An 11666-nucleotide genomic window follows, 5' to 3' on the forward strand; every position below is an offset into this window, starting at 1 on the left:
CCTGGCCTTGCCAGCGCGCGTCAGGAAAACAGGATGATCGACAAGCGCTTGCGTCCCTCGACGGTTGCATCGTCCGTGCCGCCCCAGGCCTCGAAGAACTGCACCAGCTGCTTGCGGGCGCCGTCGTCGTTCCATTTGCGGTCGCGCTTGATGATCGCGAGCAGCTGCTCTGTGGCCGCTGCCCGGTTGCCTTGCGCGTTCAGCGCGATCGCGAGGTCGAATCGGGCCTGATGATCGAGCGGGTTTGCGGCGACTTTCTGTTCCAGCTCGGCGACGGGCCCGAGCTGCTCCGCCTGCTCGGCGAGATCGATCGCGGTCTGCACGGCTTTCACAGCGGGGTCGTTGCGCTTGGATTCCGGCACCATAGCGAGCGTCTGCTTGGCCTGCTCCATCGCGCCGGAGACGGCGTAGCATTTCGCGAGCCCGGCAAGGGCTGCGATGTTGGTCGATTCGAGCTGCAGCACTTCCGCGTAGATCTGGGCGGCCGCGGCGGCATCGCCCTCGGCGAGCACGGCCTCGGCTTCCTGGAGGATTTCCGCGATATTCGGCTCACCCGGCGCGGCCACGCCCTTGGTTAGCTTTTCGATGAAGGCGTTGAGCTGACTCTCTGGGACCGCACCCATGAAGCCGTCGGCCGGCTGGCCGTTGACGAAGGCGATCACTGCCGGGATCGACTGGATGCCCATCTGGCCCGGGATCGCCGGGTGCTGGTCGATATTCATCTTGACCAGCTTGACCTTGCCCTTGGCGGCCTTGACCGCTTTTTCCAGCAAGGGCGTGAGTTGCTTGCAGGGCCCGCACCACTCCGCCCAGAAGTCGATCAGCACCGGCTGGCGCTTCGATTCCTCGATGACGTCCTTCACGAAGGTCTGGGTGGTCGTGTCCTTGATCAGATCGGCGGCAGCCGGGCCCGCTGCTCCGTTACCCTGGTCGATGATCGTCACGGGATCCCCTCGTCTGATGTCTGGAATTGGCGGGTCTTTAGCACGTCGCCAATTCATATGCTTCGCTGTTGGCCCTAAATTGGGCCGGGACGGCCGAATTTCAATCCGTGCGTGCCGATTCGACGGTTCCGGGGCATTTTTGGGTCATTTGGCCGCGTTCGGGTTCATATTGGGCCTCCGATTGCGCATCTATGCCGCCGGTAGCTGTTGCATTCCCCTCCCGCTTTTGGCATACGACAGCCGTTGCCGGCGCAGTCATGCGACCGACACAGGATGCGGGTGTAGCTCAGTGGTAGAGCACGACCTTGCCAAGGTCGGGGTCGAGGGTTCGAGCCCCTTCGCCCGCTCCAATTTTTCTCCCAAAGCATCCAGCCGAACCGGACGGGCACGTGTTCTTCCACGCCGCTGGCGGCTGTATTGGGTCACGAATGACAATTCTGGTCACCGGCAGTGCAGGCCATCTCGGGGAAGCCCTTCTCCGCACGCTCCACGGGCGCGGTTCGCCTGCGCGTGGGATCGACCTGAAGGCGTCATCCTTCACCGATGCCGTCGGCTCGATCGTCGATCCCGATTTCGTGCGGGGCCAGATGGACGGCGTCTCCGCGGTGATCCACACCGCGACGCTGCACAAGCCGCATGTGGTGACCCACAGCAAGCAAGATTTCATCGACACCAATGTCATCGGCACGCTCAACCTGCTCGAAGCGGCTGTGGCCGCTGGCGTGCGTAGCTTTGTCTTCACCAGCACGACCAGCGCGTTTGGCTCGCAGCTTCGCTCCGAGGCGGGACAGGCCGCGGTGTGGGTCACCGAGGACCTGCCGCCGATCCCGAAGAACATCTACGGCACGACCAAACTGATGGCTGAGACTCTCTGCGAGCTGTTCTGTCGCGAGCGCGGCCTGCCTGTCGTGGTCTTGAGGACCTCGCGCTTCTTCCCGGAAGACGATGACGATCCGGCGATGCGATCGGCTTACGCTCCGGAGAATGCGCGGGCCAACGAGCTGCTCTATCGCCGGCTGGATATCGCGGATGCGGTGAGCGCCCATCTGCTCGCCGCCGAGCGTGCGCCGAACATCGGTTTTGCCCGCTACATTGTGTCAGCGACGAGCCCGTTCGAGCAGCGCCATCTAACAGCACTTGCACGTGACGCGGCCGCTGTGGTGCGTGAGCTCTATCCGGATTGTGCGGAGCTCTTTGCGGCGCGCGGCTGGCGACTGTTCCCAGCGATCGACCGTGTTTATGTCAATGAGCGCGCACGGCGCGAGCTGGGCTGGCGGCCCGAATTCCACTTCGCGCATGTCTTGAACTGCCTTCGCGAGGGCCGCGATTTTCGCAGCACGCTGGCGCGCGATATCGGGTCGAAGGGCTATCATGAGACGATTTTCGACGATGGTCCCTACCCCGTCGCCACGTAGTCGCCACCTTTGCTAATTCGCTCGACGCGTCAGATGTCTAGCCGGGGTCACCGGCAGCAAGATGGCCAGAGCATTTCTACTGTGCATGGGGTTGTTTTCGCGTTTTTTTGTTCCGGAGCTCCTGCTGCCCGCAATTTAGCCGCGCGCGATTTTGATTCCGCGCTGCAGCGAGAGCGTTGTCGTCGCGGCATTCGCCATCGTTGACTTTCCGTCTCAATTTTTATTGAGCGCTATCGCAGCGCACGCGGCGCGCTTCTCTCCGCGGGCAGATGTGCTAACCTTTTTCGTCTGTCCTCTCGACAGAGTCCAAACTTCGCCTCTCGACTAGCAAAACAAAATAACGTGCAGCCCTGATGGCTGCCTTAGGGGAGTGACGCGATGAAATTCCATCGATCCGTCTTTCAATCCGTCCTGGCGCTTGCAGCGGTTGCCCTTCTCGCGGGGACAAGCGCCGGTCACGCGCAGCAGCAGGACAAGAACAAGCCGCTGAAGAAATACGAATCCGGCACCAAGGAGTTCTGGACCCATCCGCCGGACGACTGGTTCCTCGGCGACGAGACCGAGGCGCAGAAGGGCCTGGCGCCGCCGTCGGGTCCGCCGACCGGCGCGTCCGACGCCGAGCTCGCCAACATCGTCAAGAAGGTCAAGCTGCCGCCGGGCTTCAAGATGGAGGTCTACGCGTCCGGTGTGCTGGCCGCGCGGCAGATGGCCTGGGGTGACAAGGGCACGCTGTTCGTCGGATCCTTCGGCCTCGGCAACGTCTATGCCATCAAGGACAACAACGGAAAGAAGGAAGTCAAGACGATCCTGAAGGGCCTGAACATGCCCACGGGTCTGGCTGTCAAGGACGGTGCGCTCTACGTCATCGCGGTCGACAAGCTGATCCGCTACGACGACATCGAGAACAAGCTCGACAGTCCCGGCGAAGGCAAGGTCGTCTATGACGACATGCCGTCCTATGCCGCGCATGGCTGGAAGTACATCGCGGTCGACAAGGAAGGCTGGTTCTACATTCCGTTCGGACCGCCCTTCAACATCGGCGTGCCCCCGACCAGCGTGTCGCAGATCCGCCGTGTCGATCCCAAGACCGGCAATGCGGAAATCTATGCGCTGGGCGTTCGCAACTCGGTCGGCGGCGACGTCGATCCGCGCACCGGCAAGTTCTGGTTCACCGAGAACGCCCGCGACTGGATCAGCGACGATCTGCCCTCGGACAAGCTGAACATGATCAGCAGGATCGGCGAGCACTTCGGCTATCCCTACTGCCACCAGGGTGACCTGCCGGATACCAAGTTCGCGATGGGCCACAAGTGCTCCGAGTTCACGCCGCCCGTGCTGAACCTCGGTGCCCACGTCGCTCCGCTCGGCATGAAGTTCTATACCGGCGACCAATTCCCGGCCGAGTACAAGAACAACATCCTGATCGCCGAGCACGGCTCCTGGAATCGTCACAAGTACCAGGGCGGTCGCATCATGCGCGTGATCGTCGGGCCCGACGGCAAGAACGCCAAGCAGGAGGTGTTCGCCTCCGGCTGGATCGAGGGCGACCAGGGCTATCTCGGCCGTCCCGACGACATCATCCTCGCCAAGGATGGCTCGATCCTCGTCGCCGACGATTGGGCCGGCGCGATCTACCGCATCAGCTACAGCAAGAAGTAGCGTAAGATGACACGAGGCTGCGGTGCCGAGGGGCACCGCAGCCTTTCTCATTTCATTTTCGCACGTCGTCGCCCGGAGTTGGGCGCCGCTTGCGCACAGGTGCGGAACCCATAGCCACGAACGCGGGTTATGGAATTCTCAGATGCGCAATTGCGCATCATAGCTCGCGCTTCTTCGCCCCGGAATGACGCGTTCGATAGATCGGAAATTCCAATCATGCGCCGGCAGTTCATCTCGCACGCAATCAGCGCGGTTGCGCTCGCAGCGCTCGGTTCTCTCCCCACAAGCGCCGCCGACAATGCCGCGATCAAGGAGAAGGCCGCCGTCTGCGCCGGCTGTCACGGCGAGAACGGCATCTCGCAGACCGAGAACATTCCTTCGCTCGCCGGGCAGCCCGATCAATTCCTGCAATGGCAGCTCGTGTTTTTCCGCGCCGGCTCGCGCAAGAACGACCAGATGCAGCCCATCGCCGAGGAAATTACCAACGAGGACGTCCGCAATCTCGGCGCTTATTTCGCAGCGCTGACGCCGCCGACAGCGGCGGAGGACAAGGATCCGGACCTGTCGAAAAAGGGCGCCCAGGTTGCCGCCGGCCGCCGTTGCGCATCATGCCATACGGATAGCTTTGCCGGCACCAAGGCCGTCGCGCGGCTGGCGGGACAGCGCGAGGAATACCTGGTCAAGGCGCTGCACGACTACAAGAGCAGCCAGCGCGTCGGCGGCGGAGGCGCGGCGATGGCCGATGTCGCCTATCACATGAGCGATGAGGAAATCACCGCCGTCTCGCACTATCTTGCGTATTTCAAATAGCGCGCGATGTGCTGCAAAACTCCACCGTCGTCCCGGACAAGCGAAGCGCAGATCCGGGACCCATAACCACAGGGAGTGGTTTGGCGAAGACTCGTCGTGACCAGCTCGGTTCATAACCACGGCCTGTGGTTATGGATCCCGGGCTCGCGCCATGCGCGCCCCGGGATGACGATCGAGCGAGGGGCCTTACCCCGCCCGCTGCTTCTCATACGCCTTCAAATGCGTGTACGCGATGCGCAGCTTCGGTACCGGCACCTTGGCGGCGTCGGCGCGGGCGATGAGATCGCCGATGACGTGATCGGCCTCGACCGGCAGGCCCGCCTTAACGTCACGGAACATCGAGGCCGTCATCGGCGAGCCCTCGGTTGTGAGGTTACCCTTCACGCGCTCGAAGAACGGCCCGCCCGGCGAGTAGCCCGACGCGGCGGCGATCGCGCTGGTCTCGTCCAGCATGCCGAGCAGGAAATCCCTGCCGCCGGGAGCGGCGAGAATATTGCCGACAGAGCTGCGCATCAGGCTGGTGGACGCCGCCAGCGAGGACAGGAACACCCATTTCTCCCACATGTCCTGCATGATGTTCTGGCTGGCGCTGGCCCCAACGATGCCGCTCTTGAAGGCCTCGTCGATCGCCTTGACGCGATCCGACAGCTTGCCGTCGCGCTCCCCGTAATTGATCGACTGCATCGGCTGCAGCTGCACCACCTCACGCTTCTCGTTGAGCGTCGCGGCGATGGCGCAGAGGCCACCGAGCACGCGCTCCTTGCCGAACTTGCCGTCGAGGATGTCGAGATGCTTCATGCCGTTGAGCATCGGGATGATCGCGGTATTCGGCCCGACTGCTGCCGCGAACGACTTGATGGCGTCAGCGAGGTCGAAGGCCTTGCAGCTGAGCAGCACGACCTCGAACTTTTCCTTGAGCGCGTCGGCCTGAACGGTTGGCGGATTTTTCAGCGTCACGTCGCCGTTCGGGCTCTTGATAACTAAGCCAGCGCTCGCGAGCTCGCTGGCGCGCCGTGGCCGGACCAGGAAGGTGACGTCGCGGCCGGCCTGCAACAGCCTGCCACCAAAATAGCCGCCGATGGCGCCAGCGCCGACCACGAGGATACGCATGGGATTGTCCTTGTTGTTTCTTGATTGCTTCTTGCCGTCGTCGTTGTTTCTTGCCGTCGTCCTGGCGAAAGCCAGGACCCATTACCCCGACTGCATGTTGTCGGGCAAGTTGAAGCCCCAGCTCGTCCCAGCCATAGCCTTCGGTGGTTATGGGTCCTGGCTTTTGCCAGGACGACATCGGAGATGATGGCTCGATCTGTCCATCATACGAAAATCACTTCCCCGACACCATCTCCTCTACCTCGCGCAACTGCTCCTTGCCGAAGAACATCTCGTTTCCGACGAAGAAGGTCGGCGAGCCGAACGCGCCGCGCGCGACTGCCTCTTCGGTGTTCTTGATCAGTCTGCCCTTCACCTCGGGTTCCCCGGCGCGGGTGAACAGTTTTTGCGCGTCGAGGCCGGAGGACGCCAGCGCCTTCGCCGCGATTTCCGGATCGTCCATCTTCTTCGGCTCGCGCCACATGTGGTGGAAGGCGGCCTCGACATATGCTTCGAACACGCCCTCGAGCTGCGCCGCGATCGCCGCGCGCATCAGGTTCAGCGTGTTGACCGGGAAGAACGGATTCATGACGTAGGGCTGAACCTGGAAGCGCTTGACGAAGCGCTCCGTCTCGACCGCGTGGAATTCGCGCTTGTTCTTGATACCGGCGAACGTCTCGGCCGGCGACTTGTTGTTGGTCGACTTGAAGATGCCGCCGAGCAGGATTGGCACGTACTCGAACTTGACGCCGATGCGCTGCTCGATGGCGGGGATCGCGAGATGACTGAGATAGGCGTTCGGGCTGCCGAAATCGAACAGGAATTGCGGGGCTGTGCGGGTCAAAATCATCCTCCCTGACGTCGCTTTTTCGCATTGTGGCGCAGCGCGCGCCGCGGGTCCACCATTTAATGACGGTCATAATCTCTTGATGATGTCGTCAGATCAGACGCCGGATCGTTCGCTTGCGCCACACCAGAAGGTAATAGCCCATCTGCAAAAGGAACATGGAGCAGAACACGATCGGATAGGCGGCCCACACACCCTCAAGGCCGATCGTGCGGCTCAGGATCACCGCGGACGGCAGTTCGATTGCTCCAATGGCGAAGATCGCGAGCAGCATTGGCGTCAGCGCCACGCCGGCGGCGCGCATCGCACCCGAAAACACCGTCGCCAGGCCGAACGGCACCGAGCTCCACAGCGCGATGTTGAGCAAGCCCTTCGCCAGATCGAGCACGATATCATCAGTGATGAACATGCCGAGCACGGCGCGCGGCGCGAGATAGATCAGTGCCACCAGCCCGCCGGTCAGGACGATGTTGAACGCAAGTCCGGTGCGCACGATGCCGTCGAGCCCCGCTCTGTCGCCGCGGCCGACCGCTTGGGCGCCGAGGATCGAGACCGCTATTGAAATCGACATCGCCGTGAACTGCGTGTAGCCCATCACCTGGTTGACCGCGCCATAGGTTGCGGTTGCGTTCGAGCCGAACCCGTTGACGAGGCCGAGCAGCACCAGCTCGGCGATCGCCATCACCACCATGCCGATCGCGCTCGGCAGTCCAATGCCAAGGATTTGTCTCAGCACCGCACGATTGAGCCGCAGATGGCGCAGCAGTGCAGCGTCCGGTGCCAACGCATGTTTTCTTCGGAGCAGATAGGCCGCCAGCGCGACCAGCGTCAGCGCGTTCGCGATCGCCGCCGCCCAGGCCGGGCTGGTGATGCCGGCCGCCGGAAATCCGAACGACCCGCGGATCAGCATCGGCGTCAGGATCAAGCCGATCGCGGTCGACAAGGCTAGCGCCAGCAGCGGCGTCAGCGCGTCGCCGACGCCGCGGATCATCGCCGTCATCAGCAGGAAGATGAAGCCGAGCGGCATGGTGAGCAGCATGATTCGGGCATAGGCGCTGGCCTGGTCGAGAATATCCGCAGGCGTTGCGAGCATGGTCATCAATTGGCGGCTGAAGATCCCGCCGATCAGTGCAATCGCAATCGAGAGCAGCAGGCCGATCGCGAGCGTCGTGCCCACAATGAGCTTGATCCGGCCCTGCTCGCCTGCACCATAGGCTTGGCCGATCAGCACCGTGGCGCCGGTGCTTAGCCCGATGACGAAGGCGAAGAGGAAGAAGAACACCGGAAAGAACGCCGAGACCGACGCGAGCGCGTCGACCCCGACCATCTGGCCGAGATAGACGTTACTGAGGGTGCCGAACAGCGATTGCAGCGCATTGCTCAGCATCAACGGCGCGACGAAGCGCAGAAAACTTTTCCAGGGCGGCTTGGCGGCGGACATGGATTCGCCTTTCGTCAGGGCGTGCGGAACCGTCGCCACGCGAAGTGCGCGCGGCGCGGTCGTCGATGGGGTTGTGAGAAGGCGCGCGCCTAAGCGCGGTCGCTATAGGCGAGCTTGACGATGTGGTCGCGGATGTCGACGGGCCAATCTGCGATCAGTCCGGTGAAACGCCGCCGGTCGTCCGCAAACAACGCGCGCGATGCTTCCTCGAACTGCGGCAGATTGCCGGCCATGGTCGACATGAAGTGATAAGCCGCATCGCGCGCCTGCCGCTCGCGGTCCTTGTCGCCGCTTGCGCGCCGCGCTTCTTCGACAAGTTTCCGCAGCGCCACCGAAGCGCCGCCTGCTTGCGCGCTGAGCCACTCCCAGTGCCGCGGCAGCAGCGTCACCTCACGCGCGACCACGCCGAGCTTCGGCCGGCCGCGGCCGCGCGGTTCGCTCGGCGATGGAGTGTCCTCAACCGGGGGCGGGACAAGCTTCGCCAGCCGCGCCAGCACCTCGCGGTCTCCGCCGCGCAGATCGAAGTCGATCGATCGGCCGGTGGCGTCCTCGAAGATGATGATGGGTTCGTCGGGCCGCTCCGCCATCCGCTTGATGACCAGCGCGACCTCTCCCGCCGGCCCGGAGACCAGACGGCGATGCCCTTGGAAAGCGGTGAAAGTCTTCTGCATTGGAATCATTGCCATATTCGTCGAGATGGCGACTTTAATACCCGGGTAAATTGCTGAGGTCAATATACCCGGGTTAAAATAACCGACCGGATGGCTCGACATTGCGTTCCCGGGCTGGCACGAACGCGCGGCTGATCGAACCATGCCTAGCCCCGGGGACCACGCGATGCTGACCGTTCATCACCTCAACAATTCGCGCTCGCAGCGCGTGCTGTGGCTGCTCGAGGAGTTGGGCGTGCCCTACGAGATCGTGCGCTATCAGCGCCAGCCGGACATGCGCGCGCCGAAGGAGTTGCGTGCGATCCATCCGCTTGGCAAGTCGCCCGTGATCACCGACAACGGCAACACCATCGCCGAATCCGGCGCGATCATCGAATATCTCATCGCCACCTACGGCAACGGCCGGCTAGTCCCGCCGCCGAACACGCCCGAGCGGCTGCGCTTCGCCTATTGGCTGCACTATGCGGAAGGCTCGGCGATGCAGCCGCTGCTGCTCAAGCTGCTGTTCACGCTGATGCCGAAGCGTGCGCCGGCGTTGCTCCGCCCGCTGGTGCGCAAGGTCTCGAACCAGGCGCTCACCGCGCTGGTCAATCCGCAGCTCAAGCAGCACATGGACTACTGGGAAGGTGAGCTCGGCAAGAGCGAGTGGTTCGCCGGCAACGAGTTCACCGCTGCCGACATCCAGATGAGCTTTCCGCTCGAAGCGGCCCAGGCGCGCGGCGGGCTCGAGCTTGGCCATCCCAAGGCGATGGCGTTTCTGGAGCGCATTCACGCGCGGCCGGCCTACGCGAGAGCGCTCGAGAAGGGCGGTCCGTATCAGGTGGGGCGCTAACTTCCTCAGTGCGCCCTGCGCGACAGTGCCCGCCAGTTCGCATGTAATACGCGTCCGCGCGTCTCTGACAGTTTCTCTGGCCTCGCGGTGGTAGCACGCGCGGCCCGCGCGCAAGCCGGCCGACGGCCTTCGCGCCATGCAAGGACAGAGTTACTGCCCCGCTGCTTCCGCACCTCGGGTACGCGGATCGGGCGCGCCGAGCGGACCGTTGGCGGTCACCGCGATCGAATTCGCCGATGTCTGCCCCATCGGCGTGACGATGAGATGATCCATCGCCTTCAGCTCGACCAGCACATTATCGGGAAAGCCGCTCTCGACCCGGACCTCGTCGGGGAGCCATTGGTGATGCAGCCGCGGTGCGGCCACGGCAGCCGCGACGTCCATCTTGTAATCGAGGACGTTGACGATCACCTGGAGCACGGTCGAGATGATGCGGCTGCCGCCCGGCGAGCCCGTCACCAGTACCGGCTTGCCGTCCTTCAGCACGATGGTCGGCGACATCGAGGACAGCGGCCGCTTGCCCGGCCCGGGCAAATTGGCCTCGAAGCCGACGAGGCCGTAGGCATTGGAAGCGCCGACCGCCGCTGTGAAATCGTCGAGCTCGTTATTGAGCAGCACGCCGGTGCCGTCGGCGACAAGACCGACGCCGTAACTGAAGTTCAGCGTATAGGTGTTGCTGACCGCGTTGCCGCTAGCGTCGACGACGGAAAAATGCGTGGTGTTGCTGCCCTCATGCGGTGAGGCCGCGGTGGAAACGAGCTGTTTCGACGGCGTGGCGCGATCGGCGGAGATGGTTGCCCGCAGCTTGGCGGCGTAGTCTTTGGCGGTGAGCGTCCCGATCGGTGCGTTGACGAAGGCGGGATCGCCGAGATAGCGCGCACGGTCCGCATAGGCACGCTTCATGGCCTCGATCAGCAGATGCAGCGAGGCCGGCGATCCTTGCTTCAGATTCGCGAGCTGAAAACCTTCGAGGATATTGAGCGTCTCCACCAGCACCACGCCGCCCGACGACGGCAACGGCATCGACACGATGTCATAGCCGCGATAGGTGCCGCGCACCGGTGCACGGATCACCGCCTGATAGGATTTCAAATCGGCCGGCGTCATGATGCCGCCCGCGTCAGTCACGGCCTTGGCGAGTTTTTCCGCGACCGGCCCCTCATAGAAACCGCGCGGGCCCTGTGCGGCGACAGCCGACAGCGTTTCGGCGAGATCGCTCTGCACCAGTCGGTCGCCTTCGCCGAGCGGTGTACCATCAGGCCGCGAGAAGATCCTGGCCGAGGAGGGCCAGCGCACCAGCCGCTTGTGCCACCCCGGCAGAGTGTCGGCAATGTCGTCGCCGACGAGGAAGCCGTCGCGGGCGAGCGCGATCGCGGGCTCGAGCAGTTGCGCCAGCGTGAACCGGCCCGAGCCATATTTTTCCAGGGCCAGCGCAAGACCCGCGATGGTGCCGGGCACGCCGACGCCGAGCGCGGAATCCCGCGACTTCGCCGCATCGGGCTTGCCGTCGGCGCCGAGGAAAATCTGTGGCGTGGTCGCAGCCGGCGCGGTCTCGCGATAATCGATTGTGATGTCTTCGTTGCGCTCAGTGGAATGAATCACCATGAAGCCGCCGCCGCCGATATTGCCGGCGCGCGGATAGGTCACGGCCATCGCAAAGCCGGTCGCGACCGCGGCGTCGACGGCATTGCCGCCGCGTCGCAGGATGTCGGCGCCGACCTGCGCAGAGATTTTCTCCTGCGCGACCACCATGCCGTGCTCGGCGGGAACGGCACGTACCGTGTCGAGCACCGGCGGCACATAGGCCCGCCGCGCATCCTGCGCGGTCGCGGTCGGAAGTCCGAACGCCAGAGTGGCAAGGAAGGCGAAAAATGTCCGCCGTGTCGAAAAAGACGACATCATCAAACTTCCGCAATGGCCATGGGCAGTTCACATGCAGCGTTGCAATGCTATACGGT

At 63.6% G+C, this 11666-nt stretch carries 10 protein-coding genes and 1 tRNA gene; 5 read left to right on the forward strand and 6 right to left on the reverse strand.

Translation table 11 applies throughout. The features are described from left to right. Positions 1–20: 20 nt before the first annotated feature. Complete coding sequence (trxA, locus tag ABIB66_RS08720) at positions 21–944, reverse strand: thioredoxin (protein WP_354254696.1); 924 nt, start codon at positions 942–944, stop codon at positions 21–23. 275 nt (positions 945–1219) lie between these two features. On the opposite strand from trxA, the gene ABIB66_RS08725 reads away from it, so the two are divergent. The 4 genes from ABIB66_RS08725 to ABIB66_RS08740 all read left to right on the forward strand — a co-directional run bounded on the left by ABIB66_RS08725 (position 1220) and on the right by ABIB66_RS08740 (position 4828). Continuing rightward, positions 1220–1294, forward strand: a tRNA-Gly gene (locus ABIB66_RS08725). Between the two features lie 78 nt (positions 1295–1372). Then, positions 1373–2359 carry an NAD-dependent epimerase/dehydratase family protein gene (locus ABIB66_RS08730; RefSeq protein WP_354209749.1) on the forward strand — a complete coding sequence of 329 codons (987 nt, stop codon included), beginning with the start codon at positions 1373–1375 and terminating at the stop codon, positions 2357–2359. 378 nt (positions 2360–2737) lie between these two features. Next, the gene (locus ABIB66_RS08735; RefSeq protein WP_275169042.1) at positions 2738–4018 is read left to right on the forward strand and encodes a PQQ-dependent sugar dehydrogenase; all 1281 of its coding nucleotides are present in this window, start codon (positions 2738–2740) and stop codon (positions 4016–4018) included. A gap of 216 nt (positions 4019–4234) precedes the next feature. Beyond that, positions 4235–4828 (forward strand): c-type cytochrome, encoded by a 594-nt coding sequence (locus tag ABIB66_RS08740; RefSeq protein WP_354209748.1) that lies wholly within the window; start codon positions 4235–4237, stop codon positions 4826–4828. A gap of 186 nt (positions 4829–5014) precedes the next feature. Here the strand turns inward: ABIB66_RS08740 and panE are convergent, their stop codons facing one another. From panE to ABIB66_RS08760, 4 genes are all read right to left on the reverse strand, one after another. Beyond that, a complete protein-coding gene (gene panE / locus ABIB66_RS08745; RefSeq protein ID WP_354209747.1) occupies positions 5015–5938 on the reverse strand; it encodes a 2-dehydropantoate 2-reductase in 924 nt (307 codons plus the stop codon). A 214-nt stretch (positions 5939–6152) separates the two neighbouring features. Beyond that, the gene (locus ABIB66_RS08750; RefSeq protein WP_473305872.1) at positions 6153–6767 is read right to left on the reverse strand and encodes a 2-hydroxychromene-2-carboxylate isomerase; all 615 of its coding nucleotides are present in this window, start codon (positions 6765–6767) and stop codon (positions 6153–6155) included. 88 nt (positions 6768–6855) lie between these two features. Further along, positions 6856–8205, reverse strand: a complete 1350-nt coding sequence (locus ABIB66_RS08755; RefSeq protein ID WP_354254698.1) for an MATE family efflux transporter — start codon at positions 8203–8205, stop codon at positions 6856–6858. A gap of 89 nt (positions 8206–8294) precedes the next feature. After that, the gene (locus ABIB66_RS08760; protein ID WP_354209744.1) at positions 8295–8891 is read right to left on the reverse strand and encodes a DUF2239 family protein; all 597 of its coding nucleotides are present in this window, start codon (positions 8889–8891) and stop codon (positions 8295–8297) included. Positions 8892–9042: 151 nt separating this feature from the next. On the opposite strand from ABIB66_RS08760, the gene ABIB66_RS08765 reads away from it, so the two are divergent. Next, positions 9043–9708 (forward strand): glutathione S-transferase family protein, encoded by a 666-nt coding sequence (locus tag ABIB66_RS08765; protein ID WP_354209743.1) that lies wholly within the window; start codon positions 9043–9045, stop codon positions 9706–9708. 150 nt (positions 9709–9858) lie between these two features. Here the strand turns inward: ABIB66_RS08765 and ggt are convergent, their stop codons facing one another. After that, the gene (ggt, locus tag ABIB66_RS08770) at positions 9859–11610 is read right to left on the reverse strand and encodes a gamma-glutamyltransferase (RefSeq protein WP_354209742.1); all 1752 of its coding nucleotides are present in this window, start codon (positions 11608–11610) and stop codon (positions 9859–9861) included. Positions 11611–11666 lie beyond the last annotated feature (56 nt).

Source organism: Bradyrhizobium sp. F1.13.3 (assembly GCF_040548265.1).
Lineage (GTDB): Bacteria > Pseudomonadota > Alphaproteobacteria > Rhizobiales > Xanthobacteraceae > Bradyrhizobium.

Bases quoted from the DNA above. Each gene is read 5' to 3' on its own strand.
- ABIB66_RS08750 (WP_473305872.1), bottom strand. From the start codon at position 6,767: ATGATTTTGACCCGCACAGCCCCGCAATTCCTGTTCGATTTCGGCAGC.
- ABIB66_RS08740 (WP_354209748.1), top strand. From the start codon at position 4,235: ATGCGCCGGCAGTTCATCTCGCACGCAATCAGCGCGGTTGCGCTCGCA.
- ABIB66_RS08760 (WP_354209744.1), bottom strand. From the start codon at position 8,891: ATGGCAATGATTCCAATGCAGAAGACTTTCACCGCTTTCCAAGGGCAT.
- ABIB66_RS08765 (WP_354209743.1), top strand. From the start codon at position 9,043: ATGCTGACCGTTCATCACCTCAACAATTCGCGCTCGCAGCGCGTGCTG.
- ggt (WP_354209742.1), bottom strand. From the start codon at position 11,610: ATGATGTCGTCTTTTTCGACACGGCGGACATTTTTCGCCTTCCTTGCC.
- ABIB66_RS08735 (WP_275169042.1), top strand. From the start codon at position 2,738: ATGAAATTCCATCGATCCGTCTTTCAATCCGTCCTGGCGCTTGCAGCG.
- ABIB66_RS08755 (WP_354254698.1), bottom strand. From the start codon at position 8,205: ATGTCCGCCGCCAAGCCGCCCTGGAAAAGTTTTCTGCGCTTCGTCGCG.
- panE (WP_354209747.1), bottom strand. From the start codon at position 5,938: ATGCGTATCCTCGTGGTCGGCGCTGGCGCCATCGGCGGCTATTTTGGT.
- ABIB66_RS08730 (WP_354209749.1), top strand. From the start codon at position 1,373: ATGACAATTCTGGTCACCGGCAGTGCAGGCCATCTCGGGGAAGCCCTT.